Below are 23253 nucleotides of genomic sequence, written 5' to 3' on the forward strand. Positions count from 1 at the left end.
CCGGCGCCGCAGCCGCACAGCCGTGAACGACTCCAGGCCCAGCTCGGTGAGCAGCACATCGGGCTGCACCTGCAGCGGGTCGAGATCGAGCACCTCCGCCAGGCAGGCGCTTACGGCCTCCAGGCACTCGGCTGGCCGGTACGGCTCGGTCATACGTCTCCCTCTCCGGGCGGCTTCATTAGAACACGAAAACGAAAACTATTTCCAGCAGCGGCACTGGCGAGGCCGCAAGGGATGATGAGAGTGGGTTGCCCGGCTGGATTCGAAGATGAGGTGGACGGGCGAGTCCGTACTGCGCCGGGAGCAAGCCGGAGGAGATCTCGCCGTCGAGCAGGTAGAGCGCCGGAGCCAGCATCGCCATGGCATCGCTGAACCAGTTGGACAGGGTCGCCGTCGACCTCGTCGAACGTCACGTTGCCCACGGCCCCCGACCGGGTCCTGATGGACGGTCGGGGGCCGCGGGATTGGTTGCCGGTGTCAGCCGACCTGGATGGTGTAGCTGACGGTGGGGCTGGCGACTCCGGAGCCGCCCTGCGTGGTGGCCTTGAACGTCAGGGTGTAGGTGCCCGGTGCCGAGAATGCCCAGTTGCCGTGGGCGTGCGTGCCGGCGCTGATGCCCCCTGGCCAGGTGGAAATCGGGCAGCCGGCGGCGGTGTTGGAGTTGAGCCGGTAGGTGGGGGTACCGAAGGCGTTGGTGGTGTAGAGGGTGAATCGGCCGCCGGCGGGGACTGAGGACACGCTGACCAGTTCCATCTTGATCGGTCCCTGGTCGGCGGGCACGTCTTCGGTGTTCCAGCCGGCCCACAGCAGGCTGGTGTTCTCGGCTTGCGGGGCGACGTAGACGGTGGAGCCGGCCGTGCCGAGGCAGGTCCAGGCGGATCCGCTGGGCACCGTGATGGCAGAGCTCGACGGGAGCCGCAGGGTCGTGCCCGCCGGGGACAGGTCGTCGTTGGCGGGGCTGTACGTCCTGATGTCGAGGGTGAGCGCCCCGTTGGTGTAGTCGACGTCGAGGACGTCGAGGTGGCCGGCCTCGATGGTGGCCGCGGACGCCGGCGCGGCGGCCAGGCCGATGACGGTGGCGGTGACGGCGGCGGTGACCGCCAGCAGCCGCTTCGTGAGCCTCATGATTTTTTCTCCCTTCTACCGGCCGCAAGCCGGGCTGGGGTTGCGGGTCAGCGCTGGACCTGGAAGGTGAGCCACGCCGGTTCTGAGGTCACGCGGTTGCCGGTGGCGGCCAGGATTCCGGTTGCTTCGATCTTGATGCGGTAGGTGCCGGCCTTCTCGAATGCCCAGTTGGCGTGCAGGTGGCTGCCGACCGGCCTGGTGATCGTGTCGGGCAGGCCGTCTTCGCTGTCGACGAGCACGTTCGGCGCGCCGACCGGGTCGGTGGTGAACACGCTGAACCCGTCCGGACCCATGACCCTGGTGACCCTGACCTGGATGCTGTCGCTGGCGAAGACGCCCGCCTCCACTTCCTCGGTCGCCAGGCCGGGCCACAGCAGGTTCTCGTCCTGGACCTCGGGGAGGATGTGGACGGTGGCGCCGGGAGCGCCGAGGAACGCGTAGCGCGGGTCGTCCGGCACGGTCATGGCCGCCTCCCGCTTGACGACGAACACCACGTCGGCCGGGTCGCGTTCCACGTCCGGGTCGACGGTCTCGTCGTGGACCGAGATCTCGAGTGCGCCGTTCTCGAAGGCGACGTCAACCGCGTCGACGTGCCCCTGGGACAGCACCACGGTGCTGGCCTGGGCGGGCGCGGCCCAGGCCAGCACGCCGGCGGTCATCGCCGCCGTGACGGCGGTCAGTGTCGACATCCTGGCTCGCATGCAACTCCTCCTCACGCCCGCGACACCGCGTCGCAGACGTCTGGAAACGATAACCGTTTTCAAGTGACTGTCAATGGCGTCGCCCGGTTAGCGAGACGGCGTGGTGCGACGGGGCTCGCTGTCGTGGGGGCCTCTGTGGAATGCCTCGGTCGCACACCGCCGGTCCACCTGTCTCGACATGGCGATGGGGGCGTGCTAGCTTCCCCGCGAACCTGACATCGGTTTCCATTTTAAACTTGGAGGGAGGGAAATGAGGGCGAGAAGACTGAAGCGCCTCGCTGCCGCCGCTAGTACGCTCATCGCAACCGTCGGCGGCCTGGTGGCGGTCTCCGGCCCCGCTTCGGCCCAGGAGAGCGTGGTGCTGTCCACGGGCCACGTCGATGCGGTCGACGTGCGTTATGCGGAGGGCCGGCTGGTGTTGAAGGTGCACGACGACACCGTGCAGCCGTCGGTCAGCCGGGACCCCGGGAACGTGGTGTTCCAGGTCCTGCCGCAGGCCGCGGTCGAGGTGCCGGAGCTGCCGGAGTACGCGTTTCTCGGGCCTGCGGGCTCGACGGTGTGGCTGCTGCCGATGACGCAGGATCCGAACCTGTTGTGGCCGGGGTGGAACACCACCAGGTTGCCGTCCGGGGTGTTCCGGGGGGAGAAGGTCACCCTGAGCCTGGTGGACGTCTCCGGACCGGGCCGCGTCTCGGTGTTCATGACCGACCCGGTCGGGCAGCCGCTGATCAAGTTCCGCAGCGACGACGGGCTGCCGGATGCGATCGACGTGCCGGCCGGCACGCACGCCCACGCCAACTGGGTGTTCGGGGCGCTGGGAAGCTACACGTTGACGTTCCGCGCCGACGCCACGCTCACCGACGGGCGCCAGGTGTCCACCGGTCCGGTGGCGTACCGGTTCGTGGTGGGTGACCTGCCGGATCCCGACCCGCAGGTGCAGCTGTCGATCCAGGGCCTGCAGCCGACGTACCCGCCCGGCGCGGCGGTGACGCTGACCGCGGTCCAGACCCCGGGCAGCGACCTGAACCGGTACCGCTGGTTCAGCAAGTGCCCGGGTGCGGAGGAGTTCACCGCGGTGCCGGGTGAGACCTCAGCAAGGTACTCGTTCACCGCCACGGCCCAGCTGAACAACTGCCAGTACCTGGTCCGGCTGTACCGCGACGCTGGGGTTGTGGCGGCGGAGAGCGCACCGGTGACCCTGAACGTCGACGATGCCGGCGCACCAGCGCCGTCGCAAACGGTCACGGTCACGATCGACGGTACGCAGGGGGCGTTGGTCGTCAGCGTGGACCCCAACGATCGGACGGTGGCGCTGCCGGCGGCCGTGTTGTCCTCCGCTGGTGACCGGTGGCAGAGCACCGGTGACCTGCGTCCGGTCACGGTGACCGACACCCGACCGGGCGTGCCCGGCTGGAATGTCGCCGGCCGGTTGAGCGACTTCACCTCCGGGGCGACCCGGGTGGGTGGCAAGTACCTCGGCTGGGCACCCACCGTGCTGGGACAGGCGGACGGCCAAGGTGTCGTGGCGGGCCCGGTGGTCGATCCCGGCTTCGGCTCCGGCAACGGTCTGGCCGCCAGCAGCGTGCTCGGCTCCGCACCGGTCGGTGCCGGGCGCGGCACGGCCCGGCTCGGTGCCGGGCTGAGTCTGGAACTACCCACCCAGACCGGCGCGGGGCAGTACACCGCGACGTTGACCCTGACCGCCATCTAGATCCGTTGCGCCGTCTCGGCGGCCGCGGCCTCCGGCCGAGCCGCCGAGACGGCGCAAGCTGTGCTTCTCGACCTCCACCCGCCAGAAACGGAACGCCGATCCATGCACGTAGCAGTCGTCACGGCGGTCCACCTGATCGGCTGATTCGTGCGAGCCGGCTCGCGGCTCACGGCTGACACCTGCACCTACGTCAACGTCGTGGAGTGCGGAGGTGGATGCGTTCGCCCTGCTTTCCGAAGAGGCTGAGCACCTCGACGCTGCCACGTCCGGCGGCGCCGAACCAGTGCGGAATCTGGCAGTCGAATTCGGCTGCTTCACCGGCTCCCATGGTGAAGTCGTGGTTGCCCAATTTTACGCGGAGTTGTCCGCGGAGCACGTAGAGCCATTCGTATCCCGCGTGGGTCCGCAGGTGGGGCTGTTCGTCGTGCGCGGGAATGATCATCTTGTACGCGCGTGGTTCTCCCTCATGTCGCGACAACGGGATCAGCAGCCGGCCGTCTTTCCTGGTGGGGTGCTGCGGCACGCGAGGGTCGACTATCCGGGGCGCGGCGACGATCTCGTCGAGAGGGATGCCGAGCGTTGCAGTGATCGGTAGGAGGAGCTCGAGGCTTGGCTTGCGCTGACCGGACTCCAGTCGGGACAGGGTGCTGGTCGAGATGCCCGTGGCTCGCGCCAGGTTGGCCAGGCTGACGCCCCTCTTCTCGCGGGCGCGCCGCAGCCGAGGAGCGATCTGCTCGATCACGGCACCGACGCTCGGTTGCTCGTCCATGGGATGCAGTCAACCAACGTGTCCCGGTTTCGGCAACAGAGGTTGCTGAAACCGGTGGGCCCGCCGATCCTCTCGGTGGAGGTGATCCGAATGGACGCAACAACGCATTCCACGGGCGGATCGGAGGCAAAGGCGCTGTGGGACACCGTCATCATCGGCGGTGGCGCCGCAGGCTTGTCGGCCGGAATCGTGCTCTCGAGGGCACAGTTCACGACTCTGGTCGTTGACGGCGGCGAGCCCCGCAACGGGCCCGCCGACCACATGCACGGATACCTGACCCGGGACGGCATGGCGCCGAGAGAGTTCGTCGCGACGGGGCGGGACGAACTGAGCCGTTATGGCGGGACGCTCATGCCGGCATCGGTGGTCGACGCGCGCCGCGCGTCGGACGGCACGTTCGAGCTGCGGCTCGACGACGACCGTGCCTTGCGCGCCAGGTCGGTGCTGGTCGCAACCGGGCTGACCGACGAGCTACCCGACATCCCAGGGCTGTCCGAGCGGTGGGCATCCGAGGTGCACCACTGCCCCCACTGCCACGGCTATGAAGTGCGGGGGCGCACCATCGCGGTGATCGGCACCACGATGCAGGCGGTCTCGAGACATCTGGCCGCGCTGATGCGCCGCTACAGCTCGTCGGTGACGTTCTGCGTCAATGGCACCGAGATCAGCGCCGTCGAACGGCACCGCCTCACTGCGTACGGCGTGCGACTGGTCGACGGGCGGGTCACGCGGGTGACCAGTGCCGACACCGCCGGTAGGGACCCGGTCGTGCTTGAGCTCGACAACGGCGAGGCAGTCGAGTGTGGGGCCATCTTCGTGGCGCCTCGCCCAGTGCCCCATGACGCGATCCTGACCACGCTGGGCGCGGGCAAGGACCCGGTGAGTGGACTCGTTGCCGTCGACTCGCAGGGCGCCACGGATGTCCCCGGGGTCTGGGCAGCCGGGAACGTGGTCAATCCGCGAGCCCAGGTCGTCGCCGCCGCGGGCGCGGGCTCGACTGCCGGCATCAGCATGGCCGGCTGGCTGCTCGAACGGGAGCTGTCCGCCGCCGTCTCGGGCGACCAGCCTCACGTCGGAGGTGCGAGCTGATGGCCGGCCCCACCCCAGAGGCATCCGGGGACAGTCCCTCCCACAGGTTGCCTGCCGGCGTGTACCTGCTCGGCTTCAGCCTGTTCGCGATGGGAAGCGCGGGAGTTCCTGTTGGCCGGCGTACTGCCGGCGGTGGCCGCCGATCTGGACGTCACGCTTTCCTCAGCCGGGTTCCTGATCACCGCCTTCGCGCTGGGTGTCGTGATCGGCGGGCCACCATTTGCGGTGCTCAGTCTGCACTGGCCTCGCCGCACCGCACTGGTGGCAACCCAGGGTCTCTTCGCCGCCAGCATCGCCGTCGGACTGCTGGGCAACTACCAGGTCTTGCTGCTGACCAGGGTGGTTTCGGGTATCGCCTACGCGGGCTTCTTCGCTGTCGCGTCCGTGACGGCGATCAGCCTGGTGACGCCGGACCGGAACGCCCGTGCCTCCGGAGTCGTGGTCAGCGGGCTCAGCGTGGCAATGGTTGCTGGCGGTCCCGCAGGCACGTTGCTCAGCCACTTCACTCAGTGGCGCGGCGGCTTCTGGGCCGTTGTGGCCCTGACGGTCGCCGGAATCATCGGTTGCCTCCTCGGACTCCCCGCCGCCGACGCCAACCGGCCCACCGGACCGAGTGTGTCGCGGGAACTCGCCACCATGCGGAAACCGAGACTCTGGGGCATATACGCGATCACGATCCTGACCACTGCGGCGTACATGATCACTTTCAACTACCTCGCAGCCATGCTCGCCGACATCACCGCCATCCCCGAGGTCTGGATCCCGGCGATCCTCGCCCTGTTCGGGGTCGGCGCGTTCGTCGGTCTGTCCATCGGCGGCCGCATCTCCGACCAGCGCCCTCACCTCGCGCTCCTCACCGGCGCGTCGGCGATCGTGATCCTGTCGGTCGTGCTGCTTGTCGCGATCCGGCAGGTCTGGGCGGTGGTACCTACGGTTTTCCTGATCGGCATGGCCGCGTTCGTGCTGAACCCCGCCATCTACGGACGCGTCTTCACTGTCGCAGCCGACGCGCCGACCCTCGCCGGCGCGACCACCGTGTCGGCGTTCCAACTGGGCATCAGCATCACTCCCGTCCTCGCCGCCGCCGCACTCACCCAAGAGGCCGATCTCACCTCGGTCTGCTTGATCGGGGCCACCCTCGCCGTGCCTGCTGTGCCCCTCATTCTCCTTGACCGGGCACGACAGGCCCGCACAACGCAACGTGCGGCGGCCGCCCTCGACCCACACCCCAGCCGAGCGTGACCCGATCAGCGTGTTCAGCTGGAACGTGGCTCGACGGACGACACGGATGGCTTGCCGAAGCGGCACGTGCAGGCCGTGAGCCCAGCCAGATGAGCAGCTCGGGACGGATCAGCGCATTGGCGAAATGTGCCCGGTTGCGGCGGCCCGGCCGGTGGCTGGTTCTGCCTCACCGGAAGGCCGCTGGATTCCCGTACGACGCCAGTGCTTGGCGAGCAGTCCGTGGCGTGGGGCGAGCAGCCAGGCGGCGAGGAAGACGGCGGTGGCGACCAGGACGATGGTGCCGCCGACCGGGGTGTCGTAGCTCCACGACAGGTACAGCCCGACGAGCGCGGAGGTGCCGCCGAGCACCGGGGCGAGCAGCATCATCACGCCGAGTCGGTCGGTGAGCAGGCGGGCGGCTGCGGCGGGGGTGATCAGTAGGGCCAGGACGAGGATGTTGCCGATGGTCTGTAGGGAGATCACGACGGCCAGGGTCACCAGGATGTAGAGGACGATGTCGAGCCAGAAGACGGGCAGGCCCATCGAGCGGGCCATCTCGCGGTCCAGGCAGACCGCGACGAACTCCTTGTGCAGCGCGAGGACCAGGCCGAGGATGACCAGGCCGGTGATTCCCACCAGGTAGAGGTCGCGGTCCGGGATGCCGGTGATCGAGCCGAACAGGAACTGTTGCAGCGAGCCGGAGTATCCGGGCGCCTGCGAGATGATGACGATGCCGAGGGCGAACGTGGCGACCAGGAAGACGCCGATCAGGGAGTCTTCCTTGACCCTCCGGTTCTGGGAGAAGATCGCGATCAGCAGGGCGGTGGCGATGCCGGCGACGGCGCCGCCGAGTACCAGGCTGCCCTGCAGGACGAAGGCGATGGCGAGGCCGGGGAAGACGGCGTGTGCGACGGCGTCGCCGATGAAGGCCATTCCGCGCAGGACGACGTAGCAGCCGACCACGCCGCAGACGATGCTGGACATGACCGCGATCGCCAGGGCCTTGGGCAGGAACGCGAGGTCGGGGTTGAGCAGGTCGGTGAGGAAGTCGGTGATGGACACTAGCCGGCCTTCACGAGTTTGAGGAGCGGGGAGGTCTCACTGACGCCGAAGGTGCGCATCCACACCTCGACGTCCTGCAGGTCCTCGGGTCGTCCGTCGGCGATGACCTGGCCGTTGAGCAGGACCAGCCGGGTGCAGGCTTCCATCGCCGCGACCAGGTCGTGGGTGGTCATCAGCACCGCATGGCCTTCCCGGGCGAGGCTGGCGAACAGGTCGCCCAGCAGTTCCTGGGTGGGCATGTCCAGCCCGGTGAACGGTTCGTCGAGCAGCAGGATGCTCGGCGCGAGCGCGAGGGCCCGCGCGACCAGGACGCGTTGGCGCTGCCCGCCGGAGAGTTCGGCGACCGGGCGGCCGCGCAGCTCGGACAGCTGGACGCGGTCGAGTGCGTCGCCGACCGCCCGCCAGTCGGCTACGCCGGGCCGGCGGAGCAGGCCGATCCGACCCGTTCGACCGCTCAGCACGGTCTGTTCGACGGAGATGGGGAAGTCCCAGGTGAACTCATGGCGCTGGGGGACGTACCCGATCGCCGAGCGTCCGGGCCGGGCCGGCTTGCCCTCTACCAGCACCCGGCCGCCCCTGGTACGGATCAGCGCCAGGATGGCGCGTAGCAGGGTGGTCTTCCCGGCTCCGTTGGGGCCGAGCAGGCCCACCAGTTCCCCGCGGTCGAGGTGCAGCTGCACGTCGCGCAGTACCGGCCGGCCGCCGAGGTCCACGTCCAGGTGTGAGATGTCCAGCGCTCTCACGGCCGGCGCTCCGACGGCGGCGTGCTGCGCTCCCGTTCCGCCCGGCGCTTCGCGCCACGCCCGCGCAGCAGGACCAGGAGCAGGCCGACGGCGAGCACAACCGCGGCGGCGGCCAGCACGGCGACCAGCGGCAATGGCGATGCGTCGCCGGGTTCGTCGGCGGTGTTTCGGGTTTTTCCTGGCACCCTGTCGCCGGCCCGCGTCGTTCCGGGATCCGCGTTTGCCGTGAAGGCCGAGTCGGTGCTGGTCGCGTCGCCGACCGCGAAGCGCAGCGTCCGGATGGCGGAGACCTTCTCGCCGCTGATCAGGTCGGCTGACACCTGCACGGTGACGAGGTAGACGCCGGGAGTGGAGAAGACCCAGTTGGCGTGGGTGTGGGTGTTGACGTCGACCCAGAACGGCTGGGCCTTGGGTTCGGCGGAGCGCCACAGCACCTGCGGCGCCGCGAAGTTGCCCGCCTGGAGGAACGTGGTCAGCCTGCCCGGCCCGCGAACGCCGAGCAGGCTCAGCGTGGCACCCCGGTCGATCGTCCGCATCACCTGCGGATCCTGGGTGTTCCAGCCGATCCAGACCACGTCCTGGTTCTGCACCTGTGGCACCACATGGACCCGCTTGCCCGCGTCGATGCCGAGGAAGGCGTACGCGGGATCGTCGGGAACGGCCTGCAGCGCGGCGTCGGAGACGCGTAGCACGGTCTCGTCGGGGCTGCGCCACACCGGCTGCTGCTGGGTGCCGTCGTGGATGAGCAGCGTCCACTGGCCGTCGACGTAGCGGGGTCCGATGTCCACGTGCCCGGCGTCGAGCACGGCCCGGCCGGTGGCGATGGGCTGGTCCGCCGCGATCGACTGACCCGGGCTCGGCGCTGGCTGCCCGGCCACCGCGGGCGTCTGCGTCGCCACCAGCGCGACCAGGGTCGTGACCGACCATCGGCTGATCGCCGTCGCCGTCCGCACCGCGCGTGAATGCCCCCGTCGTGCCGTCACTTGTTCCTCCCTCGGGCCGCTCCGGTCAGGCAATCGCGCAGTGACTGGGCGTTGAACCGCATCATGTCCACGTAGTTGGTGACGTTGCCGTCGAAGGTGTCGCCGTAGATCGAGCAGATCCGCAGCCGCTCTTCCCGGGCCACCTCGCCGAGGGTGGTGGAGCGGGCCGCCAGGTTCGGTTCCAGGAACACGGCGGGGATGTTGAGGTTGCGGATCGTCTGGGTGAGCCGGCGCCGGTCGGCGAGGCTGGGCTCGGTGGCCGGGTTCGGGGTGACGAATCCGGAAATCTGAACCCCGTACGCCTGGCCCAGGTAACCGAACGCGTCGTGCGTGGTGACCAGGTGCCGCCGGGACGGGGGTATCTGAGCGATGGTGTCCCGGACGTAGCCGTCCAGCCGCTCCAGTTCGGCGATGTAGGCGGTGGCGTTGGCCCGGTACGTCGCCGCGCCCGGCGGGTCCACCCCGACCAGCGTGTCCCGGATCAACTCCACGTACGAGATCACGTTGCGTACGTTCTGCCACAGGTGCGGGTCGATCTCCCCGTGCACGTGCTTCCCGAGCACGGCCTGCGGCAACTGGTACACCCGCGTGCCGGGCCGCCCGAGGAACCGGAACCTGCGGTCACCGGGCACCTCCAGCAGCGCCTTGTTCGGCACCTCGATCACCGTGCGGGCCGGGTCGTACACCTGCTGGCTGGCCTCGCCGCTGCCCTCCGGGTCGGCGAACAGGTACAGCCGCCTCTGGTCGATGTCCGCGGTGAGGTCGGCGTGTCCGGAGTTCAGCACGGGCGCGTCCGACATGCCTGGTGCCGAGTGCGGATCCACTCCGACGGCGAAGGTGAAGGTCTGCTCGCCGAGCGGGACGGGTGCCGCCTGCGGGGTGATCGCGAGTTGTGCCCGCATTGTCAGTCGGTAGATGCCGGGCTCGGTGAACGCCCAGCTCATGTGGGTGTGCGCATCCGGCGGCAGGCGAGCGGTGTCATCCCGGTAGCCGTTGGCGGGGTCGAACCCGTCGGCGGAGTCGACGTAGAACGACGGATTGCCGAACGACTCCGTCAGGTAGGCGACCAGGCTGCCCGGCCCCTCCACCGCAGTGGCGGTGAGCAGCACGTCGGAGGAGCGGCTCGCGCCCAGCGCCGTACCGGTGCCGCGCACGCGCATGCCCAGCCAGATGGTGTCCAACGACGCGTCCTCGACCAGCGGGATGATCTCCGCCGCGTACTTCACCGCTCCCTCGGCCAGCGAGATGTTCGGCACGCCGCTGCGCAGGTTCGCGTCCAGTGCCTTGATGACGGCCTGCTCCTCCAGCAGCAGGTAGTTGCTGAACGCGACGTCGGCGTACACGACGTTGCGGACGTCGCGGAGCGACGGTTCGTAGCTGTGCGGGTCCGCCCTGTCCGGCACCAGCGAGCTGACCCGGACCCGATCGCCACCGACTCGGCTCGTCAGGTCGCGCAGGATTCCGGTGGTCGTGATGACCTGGAGCCGCTCGTCGTGCGCGCTCAACGCGACCTCGGCGCGGCAACCGGCCAGCACCCCGATGAGCAGTGGCAACACCAGAAGCCGTCGCCATGGGCCGGGCGGTCGCGGACAGGCGCGGGGAGCCGCGGGACCGACAGCGGACACCTGCGTCCTCCTTTCCCGCATGACTAGGCGGTGGGTCCGGCGGGAGCTGCCGCCGGGCGGCGGCGACGGGCGGCGATTCGCAGCAGCGCGCCGACCAACACGAGCAGGAGCGCACCGGCGGAGACTGGAATGACCCAGGACTCACCGGTACGGGGCAGGCGGCCGGTGCTGCCGGAATCGCCGTTACCGGGCTTGCCGTCACCGCCGGTGCTGGATCCGCCGCCGAAGCCGGAGTTCGGGTTGATGTTGTCGCCCACCGCGATGGTCAGCGTCTTGCTGTCGGTGACCGTCTTCCCGGCGGTGGTGGTGGCGCTCATCTGTACCGCAAGGCGGTACAGGCCGGGCTTGCTGAAGGCCCAGTTGCCGTGGGCGTGCGTGTTTGGCGGGATGGGCAGCCGCTGCGGAAGGTTCTTGGCCGAGTCGAACAGGACGTTGGCGTTGCCGAACGATCCGGTCAGGAAGAGCGTGAAGCGCCCTGGACCGTCGACGCCGGCGAGGGTCCAGGTCACGTTGCCCCGGGTGCCGGTGACGACCGACTCGTGCTGGGTGTTCCAGCCGGGCCAGACGATTCCGGCCTGCTGCGCCTGCGGCAGCAACCAGATCGTCTCTCCCGGCGTGCCGAGGAAGTCCGCGCCGGCCGGCACTGCGGTCTTGGCGTTGTCCTCGACGTGCAGGACCACGTCGGGCAGTTCTCGCCAAACCGGTGGGCTGGCCGTGTCGTCCCGGACCCGGATCGTCCAGTCGTCGCCGGACAGTTGCGGCCCCATGTCGACGTGCCCATCGGAGATCACTCGCCGAGCGGCGGTGGCCGCCGACCTGGCAGCGGCTGCGTTCGCGTCCGTAGCAGGTGAGGGCGAGGACGTGGCCGTGGGCGCGGCCGCTGCGGCGTTCGGGGCCGCCATGGCCCGCGCCGGCAGGGGAGTGGGCGTCTTGCCCACAGCGGCCGGATGGGGTAGCGGTGCGGCCGGTCCCGGCTGGATGGGCGGGACATTGATCCGGTACGTCGCCTCGGTGGTGACGGTCCGGCCAGTGGACAGCGTCGCCGACGCGGCGAGGGTCAGCCGATAGTCCCCGGCCGCGTCGAACGCCCACACCACCGGAGTGCGGGTCGCGGCCGGCAACGCGATCTCCCGTGCGGCCGCCCCGAGCAGAGGGCGGGGCGCGCCCAGGCTGGACAGGGTGTAGGCGGTGAAGTTTCCGGGGCCTTCGGCCGCTGTCAGTGACAGCGTCACCGCGTCTCCCCGAACGAGGCCACGCCTGACCCCGCTGGTGTCGAGCATGGGTAAACCGCTGTCCCCGGGGGTGAGCGACCAGATCGACGTGCCGGGGCTACCGAGGAACGCGAAAGCCGTGTTCTGCGGTACCCGTACGGCCACTCCACCGTCCGGGCCCAGCGTCACGTCGGCCGGGTCGTGCCCGACCGACTGTCGGGTCACCTGCGCGGCGCCGCGGATGCGCAGCGACAGCGCCCCGTCGGCAATGGACAGGGACACCAGGTCCGCCCCGGCGGCGTCGACCGACACCGCGGCGGCGCCCGCCGGTACAGCGCCGGCGGGCAATACCAGTACGGCCAGGGCGAACCCCGCGACCGCAACACGCATACGTGCCGTTCTCATCATTCTCCCTACTGGATCCGTCGTCTGTCGAAGTGGACCCGCGCGTGGCGCGGGCCGGTCACGCCTCGACCTCCGGAGTCGACGTGGGCGCCGCCGGTACGCCGTCTGGCCTGCGCCCGATCCCGCCCGGCAAGGCATCAGCGGTCAGGTCGGCCGCAGGTGCCTCGGGGCGTGCTGCTGTCGTCGCCGTGGCTTCGGCGCGGCCCTGCTCACGAGCGGCGGCGAGGGCCTGCGCCAAGTCGCGAGCCGCTTTGCGCCGTCGCCGTCGACGGACCGCCCAAAGCGCCCAGACGGCACCAGCGAACAGGGTCAGCATCAGCAGGTGGGACCACGGCACGGCCCAGACGGTGACCTGATGGGACGCGGTGCCCGGGGGCGGGTCGAGCGTCTGCCCGGCAACGGCTGTCGGTGTGACAGCGACGGTGGCGGTGAGCCGGAACAGGGGCGGGACCTGGGAGAGCCGCACGGTGGTCCGTGCCGCGTGTCCGGGCAGGATCTCCGGCAGCGTCCGGCCGGACGCGGATCCGGCGTTCAGGCCGAGCGGTCCCGCGGCGTGCACGGTCGGCGTGCCGGCGAGCCGGACGTTGCCGGTGTTCCGAACGGTGGCCGTAGCGGTGACCTCGCCGCCACCGAACGGGTTGAGTGAACCGTGGTGCTGTACCCGCACGTCTTGCAGGGTCAGCGCCGGCCGGAGTTCGCCGGTGACTCGCAGGTAGATGCGGGTACCGACCCGGTGGTCGACCGCCACATGGTTGCCCTGGGCGTCGGTTGTCGTGGCCGTGAGCGAGGCCACGATACCGCCCACGTGATCACCCGGGATGGCGTTGGCCGGCACGTTCACGGTGAACGGCACGTCTACCCGGGAGCTCGACGGGATTGTCAACTTCCGGGCGGTGAGGCTGACCCACGAACCCACGTCGACCGGCCGCTGCGCCGCGGGTAACAAGTCGAAGCCACCCTGCGGAGTGGTGACCGCATCACTGGCGTAGACACTCAGGGTAATCGGCCGCGCGGAGTGGTTCGTGACGGCGACGTAGTCAGTCAACCTGGCACCGGGATCAAGCTTGTAGGCGAATGCGGCACGCCCGTTGGGCCCCTTCGGGCTCGACGGGCTCACCCCCCACGTCACGGCCGCCGGTGCCACGGCAGCAGGAGAGCCGCCAGCGGGTGGCGGCGTGGGCACCGGTCCCGGTACGGCTATCGGCGGGGCGATGCCGAGCAGGACGACGGCGGAAACACCGATGAGCGAACGCATAGCAGAGGCAGCAGTCCGTTTCAGGTCGAGAACGTGGCCGGGGTGGACCAACGGTGATGGCGGCGAAAGTTACGTGAGCCACGTAGCCGGTCGTGGGGCATCAACGCTCATGAACTCGTCCCGCCGGGACGCAGCCTCTCAGTAAATGAAAACCGTTGTCAAGTAGTTGGCGGGATGCGAGTTCGCCGGATGGTTGCCGGGCGGTCAACGTGCCCATCGTCTGACGGGCCTGGGCCGCAGCGCTCCCAGCGGGCGGCCAGTCGGCGATCGGGGCAGGCGCCTCCAGTGGCCGCACGAGTCCGCGGCCTGCGTCGTCTCGTGCCGCGCGACCCGCGCTGGCCCGTCGAAGACGTGCAGGTGCTCCCTGGCGCTCCGACCCGCCGCAGAGGAGGCAAACGAAAACCATTATCATCTACGGTGCCTGTTCAACGCTCGACACGTGAAGGAGACCCCTCATGGCCGTACCGAAGCGAAAGATGTCGCGGTCGAACACCCGGCACCGCCGGGCCCAGTGGAAGGCGCAGGTGCCGCAGTTGACCCCATGCCCCTGCCCCCGCAAGGAAATGGTGGTACCGCACCGGGCCTGCGCGCATTGCGGGCTCTACAAGGGACGCCAGGTGGTGGACCAGCCGTGACCTGGCGCCTGCCGGTGACCGTGCTCTCCGGCTTCCTCGGAGCCGGCAAGACCAGCCTGCTCAACCACGTCCTGGCCAACCGGGACGGGCTCCGGGTCGCGGTCATCGTCAACGACATGAGTGAGATCAACATCGACGCCTCGCTCGTCCGGGACGGTGGATCGCTGTCGCGGACCGAGGAGCGGCTGGTGGAGCTGACCAACGGCTGCATCTGCTGCACCCTGCGCGACGACCTGCTCGACGAGATCGCGCGGCTGGCCCGGCAGGGCCGGTTCGACTACCTGCTCATCGAGTCCAGCGGCATCTCCGAACCGATGCCGGTGGCCGCCACGTTCGCCTTCGGCGTCGAGGACGGGCAGGTACTCGACGACCTCGCCCGGCTGGACACCACCGTCACCGTGGTGGACACCGCCGGGCTGCTGGCCCGCATCGAGGCGGGAGAGACCCTCGAACAGCGCGGGCTGGCCGCGTACGAGGGGGACGACCGCAGCATCTCCGACCTGCTGGTCGACCAGATCGAGTTCGCCGACGTACTCGTGGTCAACAAGACCGACCTGGTCGACCCGGACGACCTCGCGGTGGTGGAGGCGCTGCTGACCCGCCTCAACCCGGCCGCCCGCCAGGTCCGGGCGACGCACGGCCGGGTACCGCCGGCGGAGATCCTGAACACGGGCCGGTTCGACCTCGACCGCGCGGAAACCGCGCCCGGCTGGGTGGCGGAGCTCAACGGCGAGCATGTGCCGGAGACCGAGGAGTACGGCATCTCCAGCATCGTGTTCCGCGACCACCGGCCGTTCCACCCACAGCGGCTGTGGGACCTGCTGACCGGTGGCCTGGACGCCTTCGGCGTGGTGCGCTCCAAGGGGTTCCTGTGGCTGGCCAGCCGCCCGGACGTGCAGGCCCTGTGGTCCCAGGCGGGCCCGTCGGGACGGTGTGACCCGGTCGGCGTACCGGTCGCGGTGTCCGGGGAATGGCCGGACGACCCTGACGAGCGGACCGAGCTGGAGTCCCGCTGGCACCCGGTCTTCGGCGATCGGCAGCAGGAACTGGTGCTCATCGGGGTGGGCCTGGACGGCGACGGCCTGCGGGCCGCACTGGCTGCCTGCCTGCTGACCGACCGGGAGATCACGGCGGGGGAGGGCGCCTGGCGGGACCTGCCCGACCCGTTCCCCGAATGGGATCTCGGCGACCTGCACGACCACGACCTCGCGGAACCGGTCCCGATTCCGGCTTGACGATGCCGACCACGCCCACCACCGACGAGGCCCGGTGGCCCAACCAGCGCCGCAGATGGCCGGCGGCCGACAGCTGCTGCGACCGGGCTCTTTTCTCGTCGGCGACGCCATGCCGGCTGCACCGGCCGCCGCGCCGGTGCAGCCGGCCCTGACCATGCCCTGGTGGCCGCCGACCCGACCATGAGCACCACTGCGTCTCTCGGGGCGTGCAGGCGCAACTCCAGGCGGGGTCCGACGTCTCAGGGTCGATGACGGGCGGAGGAGCTGCCTTCGACCAGGGCGAGCTGCCCGTCGGGCCTCGGCCGTAGGCCAGGTGTCGGGCCACGGCGAGGTCGTGTTCCGGTTCGGTAGCCGGTGCCGCCCGCGAGCCGGTCGCCAGGTGCGACCAGCTTGCGGGCGGCGGCCCGGTACCAGGCCCGGTCGTCTGCGGCGGCACCGACGAGGCGGGGCGCGTGCCCTGCCCAGTCGGTGCGCGCTGTGCTCATCGCGACTGCTGCGGACCGCGGCGGGCGTACTTGGCGCGGAACTTCTCCACCCGGCCCTCGGTGTCGAGCAGGCGTTGCTTGCCGGTCCAGAAGGGGTGGCTGGCGGAGGAGATCTGCACGTCGATGACGGGGTAGGTGTTGCCGTCGGTCCACTCGATCGTCTGGTCGCTGGTGGCGGTGGAGCGGGTGAGGAAGGCGAAGTCGGCGGCGCGGTCGCGGTAGACGACGGGCTTGTAGCTGGGGTGGATGTTGGGCTTCATGCGGTGTCTCCTTCGGTGTCGGTTGGGGCGAGGTCGGCGAGCGGGAAGCAGCCGGTGAAGGGGTCGTCGTAGCCGCGCCAGGTGTCCTCGCCGTCGGCGAGTTCGGCGTCGGTGAGCAGGCAGCTGGTGAGGGTGCGGTGCAGGCCGGCGGGGTCGAGGTCGAGGCCGATGAAGACGAGGTGCTGGTGCCGGTCGCCGTAGTAGGGGTCCCAGTCGAGGGCGGCGGCCAGCCGGCGGTGGTCGGATGCCTCGTCCCAGTGCGGGTCGGGGAGGGCGGCCAGCCAGCGGCCGAGGGCGCCGAGGCTGAGGCCGCCGCCGGCGAAGTCCCAGGCGATCACCGCCTCGGGCTGGCTAGCGAGCCACATGTGTCCTCGGGAGCGGATGACCTCGGCGTTGACGTCCTCGAGGACGTCGTGCAGCCGTCGGGGGTGGAATGGTCGGCGGGCGCGGAAGACCACGGAGACCACCCCGCAGTCGGGGTGCGGCTCGTGCGCGCCCAGGAGGTAGCCCTCCAGGCCCCGGGTCAGGACGCCAGGGATCTCGGGGCGGTGCCGGCGGGTGCCGCGCAGTTGGCGGGTCAGCGCGGCGGCGTCGATGACATCACCGTCGACCCGCACGTGGGTCGCCCATGGCGCCATGCGTTCCAGCAGCACCGACAGCTGGCTGGTGTCGTAGGGGCCCTCCCCGGATTGTCCCCACAGGACAAGGGTGTCGGCGTACTCGAGCTGGCGGACGATGACGTCGGCGAGCCCGCGGTCGTCGTTGTCGGCGGCGTGGATGCCGAGGGTCTTGAGGTCGTCGGTGCTGGCCAGCCCGTCGAGCAGGTGCTCGGCGTCGACGACGGTGACGTACGAGTCGACGTGTAGGAGGTCGGTGATCGGCGCGCCGTCGACCAGGCAGTGCGCGCAGACGGCGGCGACGGCTTCCGGTTCGACCACCTCCGGCAGCATCAGCACCAGATCGCGGTGCGGGTGGGCGCGCGCCAGCCGGGCGAGGGCCGGCAAGACGTCCTCGCGGAGGGTGCAGGAGACGCAGCCGTGTGCGAGGGCGACGCGCTCGTCCTCGAGTATTCCCTCGCGGTCGCGCACGATGCGATGGACGGTGCCGGTGCCGAGGCCGGCGAGGTCGTGCCGGATCAGCAGCAACGACGGGTCCGCCGCGAGCAGGCTGCGGGCTATGGCGTAGGTGGCGGACGGCCAGAAGCCACTGAGCACGGTCAACGACGGTCGGGCGTAGGACGCCGGAACTCCGGCGTTGGCCGGTGCGAGCGGGGACGTCGACATCACAGTCCTCTCGACTTAGTTGAAAACGATTGTCATTATAGGCACATGGTCGACGGCGAGTGGGGGGGCGAGGTCTTGCCACGAAAGCGTCAGGGCGGCCTGGCGGCGCCGGTGGCGTGGGGGTCGCGGTGCGGGTGTCACGTCCCGGCGACTGGGCGGCATGGACGTGACGCCTCGGCTCGTCTGTGCGGTCAAGGTCGTTGGGGACCCCGAGTGGAGACCGCCGATCAGCCACGGTAAGAATGAAAACCATTGTCGTTACGGTAAGCCTTGAGGAGTACCTGTGTCCCGTCGCTGTGATGTCACCGGCGCGAAGCCGAGCTTCGGCAACGCCGTGTCCCATTCCCACCGGCGCACCCGCCGCCGGTGGAACCCCAACCTGCAGAACCACCGCTACTGGCTGCCCTCGGAGCAGCGCTGGGTCCGCCTGACGCTGACCGCCAAGGCGCTGAAGACCGTGGACCGCAAGGGCATCGAAAAGGTCGTCGCGGAGCTGCGTGCCCGGGGGGTGACGGTCTGATGGCCCGGCAGACCGACGTCCGCCCGATCGTCCGGCTGCGCAGCACAGCCGGCACCGGCTACACGTACGTCACCCGCAAGAACCGCCGCAACGACCCCGACCGGCTGGTGCTGCGCAAGTACGACCCGGTCGTCCGCCGGCACGTCGAGTTCCGGGAGGCGCGCTGACATGGCCCGCAAGAGCCTCGCCAACCGACAGGCCCGCCGCGCCGACCTGGTCACTCGCCATGCGCAGCGCCGCGCCGAGCTGAAGCGGATCATCGCCCACCCGGACACCGACCCGGCGGTGCGGGACGACGCCGTCCGCCAACTGGCGCAGCTGCCCCGGGACTCCAGCCCCGTGCGGTTGCGCAACCGGGACGTCGTCGACGGCCGGCCGCGAGGTGTGCTGACCCGCTTCGGATTGTCGCGGGTGCGGTTCCGGGAGATGGCGCTGCGGGGCGAGCTGCCGGGGATCCGCAAGGCGTCCTGGTGATGACGCCACCCGCCGCGCTGACGTCCGAATCGACGACGTCGGCGAAACTTGCTGCGAGTGCAAGACGAGGAATGACCAGGCCGTAGGCCTGCGAGACACGGACGGATCTCATCGACTGGGAGGAGGGCCGCCGGCGTGGTGTTCGCGCCGGCGGCAGTCTTGGCCGCCGGAAGGGTGGTGCTGTCGCCGGCCCTTGTGAGCGCCCGCGCCGGTATCGGCGCGGGCGCGCATTCATGCCCGTATCGCCGATCGGCGTCTGGACCATCTGCACAAGGTGACCACTCGACTCGTCCGTGAGACCCAAACGGTCGCGATCGAAGACCTCAGCGTGCGCAACATGCTCCGCAACCGCCGCCTGGCCCGCGTCATCTCCGACGCGAGTTGGAGTCAGCTCCGCAGCATGCTGTAGTACAAAGCCCAGTGGTACGGGCGTGAGGTGATCCCCGTCGACCGGTGGTACCCGTCGTCGAAGACCTGCTCCGGGTGCGGGCGGATCAACACCACCCTCGCCCTCAACGTTCGCGCCTGGACGTGCCCGGGTTGCGGGGTTGATCCCGACCGGGACATCAACGCCGCCAAGAACGTCCTCGCCGCCGGGCTGGCGGAGAGGTAAAACGCCTGGGGAGCTGACGTAAGACCCGGAGGGAAAATCCTCCCGGCAAGGCAATCGGCCATGAAACAGGAAACCTCACGGGCGACCGTGACCCCGGCTCCTCAGGGCCGGGAGGATGTCAACTGCAGTGCTTGAGCACGGCCAGGACGAGAGAGACGGCGCGGACGCTGGTGAGCGCGTATTGCATCCGGCCCTGCTGGCGGTAGCGGCGGACGAGGCGGGCGTGGCGCAGGTGCCGAAGCTGGTGCGACACGTGCGGGGCCGGTAGCTGCAGTGCGTCGGAGAGTTCGGTGACGCACGCGTCGGCTCGCGTGAGCTGCTGCAGGATGCGGATGCGTGCCGGGTGGGCGATGGTGCGTAGCAGCTCGCTGATTTCCTCGATCGAGGCGGGTTCGGCGGTCACGGCGCGGTGAGGAAGATCGTGCGGAACCCGTCGCGCAGGCGGTGCGCCGCCAGCGACCCGAGCAGGACGGTGGCGGCGGTCAGCGAGATGCTGCCACCGGCAGCGACATCCCAGAGCCGGGAGAGCCACAGTCCCGCGGCGGCGCTGCCGGCACCGAGCGTGGCGGCGAGAGCGGTCATGGGGGCGAGACGGTCGGTCCAGGCGCGGGCGGCCGCGGCGGGGGCGACGATCAGTGCCAGGGCGAGGATGGTGCCGACGGCGGGCACGATCGCGACGACGACGAGGTCGACCAGCAGCAGGAGAGCGAGGTCGAGCAGCCGAACGCGGTATCCGGCGGCGCGGGCGCCGGCGGGATCGAAACCGACGTACAGCAGGTGCCGGCCGCCGACGGCGAGCGCGACCGCCGTGACCGCCAGCAGGACGACGGTCACGACCAGGTTCTCGGTGGTGACGGTGAGGATCGAGCCGACGAGGAAGGCGGACAGGTCCCGGCTGAAACCGTTCTGGGTGGCGACCAGCGCGACGCCGAGCGCGAAGCCGGCGGAGAGGATGACGCCGGTCGCGGCGGTGGCCTCTTGGCCGCGGGTACGTGCCAGCGCGGCGACGGCGGCGGCGGTCAGCACCCCGGCGACCACGCCGCCGAGGTAGATGTTGATGCCGAGGACGGACGCGGCGACCACGCCGGGGAACGTGGCGTGGGCCATGGTCATGGTGAAGAACGACAGCCGGCGCAGCACGACGTGCACGCCGACCAGTCCGGTGAGCACCCCGACGGCGACGGCTTGGACCAGGGCGCGGCCGAAGGTGTCCTGCAGCAGCCAGCTCACCGGGTCACCGTCGCAGCGGGCGGGTGCGGCCGGCGGCGGAGGTGAGCGGCGAGCAGGGCGAGAACGTAGCAGGCCACGAGGGTGAGCACCACCGCGGCGGCGGAGGTGAGCCGGAGACCGTATCGGACGGAGGCGGTCCAGCTGGCCAGCAGGCCCAGGTAGGCGGCGAGGCCGGTGACGGCGGTGGCGATCACGGCCATGGCGGTGAGTCGGTCGGTCAGCAGGCGCGCGGTGGCGGCCGGCACGATGAGCAGGGCGATCACCAGGATGGTGCCGACGGCCTGTACGGCGGCGACGACGACCAGCGCGACGGCCGTGTTGAGCCCGAGATCGAGCAGGGTGAGGCGGTACCCGGCGGTGGCAGCGGCGATGGGGTCGAAGGCCCGCAGGATCAGCGGCCGGGCGGTGACGGCGAGGCCGGTGAGCACGATCGCGGCCAGCACGGCGGTCTGCGCGAGCTGAGCGGGGGTGACGGTGAGCAGCCGGCCGAACAGGAACGCGGTCAGGTCGCTGGTGTAGGAGTGTTGACGGGAGACGAGCACCACGCCGAGCGAGAACATGGCGGTCAGAAGCACGGCCACCGTGGTGTCGTCACTGAGCCGCCCCCAGCGGGTGAGCACGGTGAGCGCGACCGCGGTCAGTAGGGCGGCGACGAGTGCGCCGCCGGCGATGCCGGTCCAGCCGGCGACGAGGAATCCGATGACCACGCCGGGGAAGACGGTGTGGGTCAGCGCGTCGGCGACGAAGGCAATCCGGCGCAGGAAGACCAGCACGCTGACCGGCCCGCACACCACGGCGAGCAGGAGCAGCTCGGCGAGGGCGCGGCCCATGAACGGCACGCTGAACGGCGCGACGAGACCACTCATGGCGTCACCGTCCGGGCCGCGCGGCGTGCAGGTCGGCGGCCTGGCTGCCGTAGCCGTAGGCGCCGGGCAGCTCCGCGAGGATCTGTTCGGTGGGGCCGGTGACGGCGCGGCCGCCGTTGATGAGGCAGGCGGTGTCGGCGAGGTCGCGGGCCAGCCGCAGGTCGTGGGTGCTGAGCAAAACGGCGGTGCCGGCCGCGGCGAGGTCCCGCAGTTGCGTCACGATGACGTCCTGGCTGGTGGTGTCGAGACCGTTGAAGGGCTCGTCCATGAGCATCAGTCCGGCCTGGGCGGCGATGGCACGGGCGAGCAGGACCCGCTGACGTTGGCCTCCGGACAGCAGCCCGAAGCGGGTGCGCGCGCGGTCGGCCAGCCCGACTCGCTCCAGCGCGTCCGCGGCGACGGCGCGGTCGGCCGCGCGGATCTGCCGTAGCCAGCGGGTGGGCCGGTAGCGGCCCATGAGCACGACGTCGGCGGCGGTGACGGGGAAGTCCGCGTCGAGGGTGTCGACCTGCGGCACGTAGGCGGCTGCGCCTCGGGCCTGCCGCGCCGGCCGTCCGGCGACGGTGATCGTGCCGGCGAGGATGTCGGCGAGCCCGACGACGGCCTTGATGAGGGTGGACTTGCCGGCGCCGTTGGCGCCGACGAGGGCGACGATCTGGCCGGGCGCCACCGTGAGATTCACGTCGGTGAGGACGGCGCGGTGCCGGTAGCCGACGTCGGCCTGCGCGAGGTGCAGGGCGGAGTCGGCTACCGGCGCTGCGGTGGGCTCAGCCACCGAGGGCTGCCACGATGGTGTCGGTGTTGTGTTCCTCGGCGCCCAGGTAGGTGCCCTGGGGGGTGCCTTCGGGGCCGAGGCTGTCGCCGTAGAGGGCATCCTCCCCGCCGACCACCTTCACGCCTGCCTGGCGTGCGATCGCCTCGGCGGCCTTGGGCGGCAGGGAACTCTCGCTGAAGATCGCCTTCGTGCCGGTGGCCTTGATCTTCGCCACCAGGTCGTTGATCTGGGTGGCGGACAGTTCGGCGCTGGTGTCCAGGCTGGGGATCACCGCGCCGATGAACTGCAGCTGGTAGCGGTCGATGTAGTAGCCGAACGCGTCGTGGTTGGTGACCAGCTTGCGGGCGTCCGCCGGCAGGGCGGCGAACTTGCGCTCGTTGTCCGCGTCGAGCTTGTCCAGCTTTGCCGCGTACGCCTGGAAGTTGGCGCGGTAGGCGTCGGCGTGGCTGGGGTCGGCGGTGACGAGGGCCTTCTCGATGTTCTCCGCCATGATCTTGGCGTTGCGGGGGTTGTGCCAGATGTGCGGGTCGCCGTCCTTCGTCTCTTCGTCGCCGGGGTCGCCCTTGCGCAGCGCCACTCCCTCCGAGGTGTCGACGACGGTGCCCTTGAAGCCGGCCGCGGAGATGGTGTCGTCGAGCCATTCCTCGAGTCCGACGCCGTTCTTGATGACGAGCTTGGCGGCCCCGATCGCCTGGAGGTCGGCGGGGGTGGGCTCGTAGTCGTGGGGGTCGACGTTCGGCTTGATGATCTGGGTGACGCTGACGGCGTCGCCGCCGACGTTGCGCGTGAAGTCGGCGACCTCGGGCGTCGTGGCGACCACGGCGATGGTGCCGTTCTTCGCCGCGGTCGCGGTGCCGGTGTCGGTGTCGGCACCGCAGCCGGCGGCGGCGCCGATCGTCGCTATCGCCAGGACGGTGCCGAGCGTACGGATGGACAGGTTCACTACCGCTCCTTGCTCGTGGGATGAGCGGAACGGT

The 23253-nt window shown here is 70.3% G+C and carries 26 protein-coding genes and 1 pseudogene; 10 read left to right on the plus strand and 17 right to left on the minus strand.

The window, feature by feature from the left end:
- From ABZ570_RS00935 to ABZ570_RS00945, 3 genes are all read right to left on the minus strand, one after another.
- A partial coding sequence (locus ABZ570_RS00935) for an acyl carrier protein (protein WP_358055695.1) occupies positions 1-153 on the minus strand: 153 nt, incomplete at its 3' end.
- Positions 154-477: 324 nt separating this feature from the next.
- Positions 478-1125 carry a choice-of-anchor M domain-containing protein gene (locus ABZ570_RS00940; RefSeq protein WP_358055324.1) on the minus strand — a complete coding sequence of 216 codons (648 nt, stop codon included), beginning with the start codon at positions 1123-1125 and terminating at the stop codon, positions 478-480.
- Positions 1126-1172: 47 nt separating this feature from the next.
- Entirely contained in the window at positions 1173-1826 is a 654-nt protein-coding gene (locus ABZ570_RS00945) for a choice-of-anchor M domain-containing protein (RefSeq protein WP_358055327.1), read from the minus strand.
- Between the two features lie 250 nt (positions 1827-2076).
- On the opposite strand from ABZ570_RS00945, the gene ABZ570_RS00950 reads away from it, so the two are divergent.
- Complete coding sequence (locus ABZ570_RS00950) at positions 2077-3537, plus strand: choice-of-anchor M domain-containing protein (RefSeq protein WP_358055329.1); 1461 nt, start codon at positions 2077-2079, stop codon at positions 3535-3537.
- A gap of 190 nt (positions 3538-3727) precedes the next feature.
- On the opposite strand, the gene ABZ570_RS00955 is transcribed toward ABZ570_RS00950, so the two are convergent.
- Entirely contained in the window at positions 3728-4306 is a 579-nt protein-coding gene (locus ABZ570_RS00955) for an XRE family transcriptional regulator (RefSeq protein WP_358055331.1), read from the minus strand.
- Between the two features lie 3 nt (positions 4307-4309).
- On the opposite strand from ABZ570_RS00955, the gene ABZ570_RS00960 reads away from it, so the two are divergent.
- Both ABZ570_RS00960 and ABZ570_RS00965 read left to right on the plus strand, forming a co-directional pair.
- A complete protein-coding gene (locus ABZ570_RS00960; RefSeq protein WP_358055333.1) occupies positions 4310-5395 on the plus strand; it encodes an NAD(P)/FAD-dependent oxidoreductase in 1086 nt (361 codons plus the stop codon).
- A gap of 111 nt (positions 5396-5506) precedes the next feature.
- Positions 5507-6637: an MFS transporter gene (locus tag ABZ570_RS00965; protein ID WP_358055335.1), complete on the plus strand. Its 1131-nt coding sequence runs from the start codon at positions 5507-5509 to the stop codon at positions 6635-6637.
- 108 nt (positions 6638-6745) lie between these two features.
- Here the strand turns inward: ABZ570_RS00965 and ABZ570_RS00970 are convergent, their stop codons facing one another.
- The 6 genes from ABZ570_RS00970 to ABZ570_RS00995 form a co-directional block, all read right to left on the minus strand.
- A complete protein-coding gene (locus tag ABZ570_RS00970; RefSeq protein ID WP_358055338.1) occupies positions 6746-7678 on the minus strand; it encodes an anchored repeat-type ABC transporter permease subunit in 933 nt (310 codons plus the stop codon).
- Positions 7678-8421, minus strand: coding sequence for an anchored repeat-type ABC transporter ATP-binding subunit (locus tag ABZ570_RS00975; protein ID WP_358055341.1), 744 nt, complete (start codon positions 8419-8421; stop codon positions 7678-7680). Before ABZ570_RS00975 ends, ABZ570_RS00970 begins: the two co-directional genes overlap by 1 nt.
- Positions 8418-9323, minus strand: coding sequence for a choice-of-anchor M domain-containing protein (locus ABZ570_RS00980; RefSeq protein WP_358055697.1), 906 nt, complete (start codon positions 9321-9323; stop codon positions 8418-8420). Before ABZ570_RS00980 ends, ABZ570_RS00975 begins: the two co-directional genes overlap by 4 nt.
- Positions 9324-9400: 77 nt before the next feature.
- Positions 9401-10960, minus strand: coding sequence for an anchored repeat ABC transporter, substrate-binding protein (locus ABZ570_RS00985; RefSeq protein ID WP_358055343.1), 1560 nt, complete (start codon positions 10958-10960; stop codon positions 9401-9403).
- 92 nt (positions 10961-11052) lie between these two features.
- A complete protein-coding gene (locus ABZ570_RS00990) occupies positions 11053-12630 on the minus strand; it encodes a TIGR03773 family transporter-associated surface protein (RefSeq protein WP_358055345.1) in 1578 nt (525 codons plus the stop codon).
- 73 nt (positions 12631-12703) lie between these two features.
- On the minus strand, positions 12704-13900 hold the full coding sequence (locus ABZ570_RS00995; RefSeq protein WP_358055347.1) for a DUF916 domain-containing protein: 1197 nt from the start codon (positions 13898-13900) through the stop codon (positions 12704-12706).
- A 455-nt stretch (positions 13901-14355) separates the two neighbouring features.
- Here ABZ570_RS00995 and rpmF point away from each other — a divergent pair, with 455 nt between their 5' ends.
- Both rpmF and ABZ570_RS01005 read left to right on the plus strand, forming a co-directional pair.
- Positions 14356-14535, plus strand: a complete 180-nt coding sequence (gene rpmF, locus ABZ570_RS01000; RefSeq protein ID WP_358055349.1) for a 50S ribosomal protein L32 — start codon at positions 14356-14358, stop codon at positions 14533-14535.
- Positions 14532-15770 carry a GTP-binding protein gene (locus tag ABZ570_RS01005; RefSeq protein ID WP_358055352.1) on the plus strand — a complete coding sequence of 413 codons (1239 nt, stop codon included), beginning with the start codon at positions 14532-14534 and terminating at the stop codon, positions 15768-15770. The genes rpmF and ABZ570_RS01005 overlap by 4 nt, the downstream gene beginning before the upstream one ends.
- Before the next feature lie 481 nt (positions 15771-16251).
- Here the strand turns inward: ABZ570_RS01005 and ABZ570_RS01010 are convergent, their stop codons facing one another.
- Positions 16252-16515, minus strand: a complete 264-nt coding sequence (locus tag ABZ570_RS01010) for a type B 50S ribosomal protein L31 (protein ID WP_358055354.1) — start codon at positions 16513-16515, stop codon at positions 16252-16254.
- Positions 16512-17798 carry a GTP-binding protein gene (locus tag ABZ570_RS01015; protein ID WP_358055356.1) on the minus strand — a complete coding sequence of 429 codons (1287 nt, stop codon included), beginning with the start codon at positions 17796-17798 and terminating at the stop codon, positions 16512-16514. The genes ABZ570_RS01010 and ABZ570_RS01015 overlap by 4 nt, the downstream gene beginning before the upstream one ends.
- Before the next feature lie 283 nt (positions 17799-18081).
- Here ABZ570_RS01015 and rpmB point away from each other — a divergent pair, with 283 nt between their 5' ends.
- The 5 genes and pseudogenes from rpmB to ABZ570_RS01040 form a co-directional block, all read left to right on the plus strand.
- Positions 18082-18318 (plus strand): 50S ribosomal protein L28, encoded by a 237-nt coding sequence (rpmB, locus tag ABZ570_RS01020; RefSeq protein WP_358055358.1) that lies wholly within the window; start codon positions 18082-18084, stop codon positions 18316-18318.
- Positions 18318-18485, plus strand: coding sequence for a 50S ribosomal protein L33 (gene rpmG / locus ABZ570_RS01025; protein ID WP_013287204.1), 168 nt, complete (start codon positions 18318-18320; stop codon positions 18483-18485). The genes rpmB and rpmG overlap by 1 nt, the downstream gene beginning before the upstream one ends.
- A gap of 1 nt (position 18486) precedes the next feature.
- Entirely contained in the window at positions 18487-18792 is a 306-nt protein-coding gene (gene rpsN / locus ABZ570_RS01030; protein WP_358055361.1) for a 30S ribosomal protein S14, read from the plus strand.
- A gap of 229 nt (positions 18793-19021) precedes the next feature.
- The gene (locus ABZ570_RS01035; protein WP_358055699.1) at positions 19022-19201 is read left to right on the plus strand and encodes a transposase; all 180 of its coding nucleotides are present in this window, start codon (positions 19022-19024) and stop codon (positions 19199-19201) included.
- A 12-nt stretch (positions 19202-19213) separates the two neighbouring features.
- A pseudogene (locus ABZ570_RS01040) lies at positions 19214-19405 on the plus strand (zinc ribbon domain-containing protein); the annotation flags it as partial.
- 118 nt (positions 19406-19523) lie between these two features.
- On the opposite strand, the gene ABZ570_RS01045 reads toward ABZ570_RS01040, so the two are convergent.
- From ABZ570_RS01045 to ABZ570_RS01065, 5 genes are read right to left on the minus strand one after another with little or no spacing between them, the layout of a single operon-like run.
- A complete protein-coding gene (locus ABZ570_RS01045) occupies positions 19524-19808 on the minus strand; it encodes a metalloregulator ArsR/SmtB family transcription factor (RefSeq protein WP_358055363.1) in 285 nt (94 codons plus the stop codon).
- Positions 19805-20635 carry a metal ABC transporter permease gene (locus tag ABZ570_RS01050; RefSeq protein ID WP_358055366.1) on the minus strand — a complete coding sequence of 277 codons (831 nt, stop codon included), beginning with the start codon at positions 20633-20635 and terminating at the stop codon, positions 19805-19807. Before ABZ570_RS01050 ends, ABZ570_RS01045 begins: the two co-directional genes overlap by 4 nt.
- On the minus strand, positions 20632-21501 hold the full coding sequence (locus ABZ570_RS01055) for a metal ABC transporter permease (RefSeq protein WP_358055368.1): 870 nt from the start codon (positions 21499-21501) through the stop codon (positions 20632-20634). The genes ABZ570_RS01050 and ABZ570_RS01055 overlap by 4 nt, the downstream gene beginning before the upstream one ends.
- Positions 21502-21505: 4 nt before the next feature.
- Positions 21506-22276: an ATP-binding cassette domain-containing protein gene (locus ABZ570_RS01060; RefSeq protein WP_358055370.1), complete on the minus strand. Its 771-nt coding sequence runs from the start codon at positions 22274-22276 to the stop codon at positions 21506-21508.
- Positions 22269-23219, minus strand: a complete 951-nt coding sequence (locus ABZ570_RS01065; RefSeq protein WP_358055372.1) for a metal ABC transporter substrate-binding protein — start codon at positions 23217-23219, stop codon at positions 22269-22271. The genes ABZ570_RS01060 and ABZ570_RS01065 overlap by 8 nt, the downstream gene beginning before the upstream one ends.
- Positions 23220-23253: the final 34 nt, after the last annotated feature.

The organism is Micromonospora sp. NPDC007271 (genome assembly GCF_040634005.1).
Taxonomy (GTDB): Bacteria; Actinomycetota; Actinomycetes; order Mycobacteriales; family Micromonosporaceae; genus Micromonospora.

Bases quoted from the DNA above. Each gene is read 5' to 3' on its own strand.
- ABZ570_RS00940 (WP_358055324.1), bottom strand. From the start codon at position 1,125: ATGAGGCTCACGAAGCGGCTGCTGGCGGTCACCGCCGCCGTCACCGCC.
- ABZ570_RS00945 (WP_358055327.1), bottom strand. From the start codon at position 1,826: ATGCGAGCCAGGATGTCGACACTGACCGCCGTCACGGCGGCGATGACC.
- ABZ570_RS00950 (WP_358055329.1), top strand. From the start codon at position 2,077: ATGAGGGCGAGAAGACTGAAGCGCCTCGCTGCCGCCGCTAGTACGCTC.
- ABZ570_RS00955 (WP_358055331.1), bottom strand. From the start codon at position 4,306: ATGGACGAGCAACCGAGCGTCGGTGCCGTGATCGAGCAGATCGCTCCT.
- ABZ570_RS00960 (WP_358055333.1), top strand. From the start codon at position 4,310: ATGCAGTCAACCAACGTGTCCCGGTTTCGGCAACAGAGGTTGCTGAAA.
- ABZ570_RS00990 (WP_358055345.1), bottom strand. From the start codon at position 12,630: ATGCGTGTTGCGGTCGCGGGGTTCGCCCTGGCCGTACTGGTATTGCCC.
- ABZ570_RS00995 (WP_358055347.1), bottom strand. From the start codon at position 13,900: ATGCGTTCGCTCATCGGTGTTTCCGCCGTCGTCCTGCTCGGCATCGCC.
- rpmF (WP_358055349.1), top strand. From the start codon at position 14,356: ATGGCCGTACCGAAGCGAAAGATGTCGCGGTCGAACACCCGGCACCGC.
- ABZ570_RS01010 (WP_358055354.1), bottom strand. From the start codon at position 16,515: ATGAAGCCCAACATCCACCCCAGCTACAAGCCCGTCGTCTACCGCGAC.
- ABZ570_RS01015 (WP_358055356.1), bottom strand. From the start codon at position 17,798: ATGTCGACGTCCCCGCTCGCACCGGCCAACGCCGGAGTTCCGGCGTCC.
- rpmG (WP_013287204.1), top strand. From the start codon at position 18,318: ATGGCCCGGCAGACCGACGTCCGCCCGATCGTCCGGCTGCGCAGCACA.
- rpsN (WP_358055361.1), top strand. From the start codon at position 18,487: ATGGCCCGCAAGAGCCTCGCCAACCGACAGGCCCGCCGCGCCGACCTG.
- ABZ570_RS01055 (WP_358055368.1), bottom strand. From the start codon at position 21,501: ATGAGTGGTCTCGTCGCGCCGTTCAGCGTGCCGTTCATGGGCCGCGCC.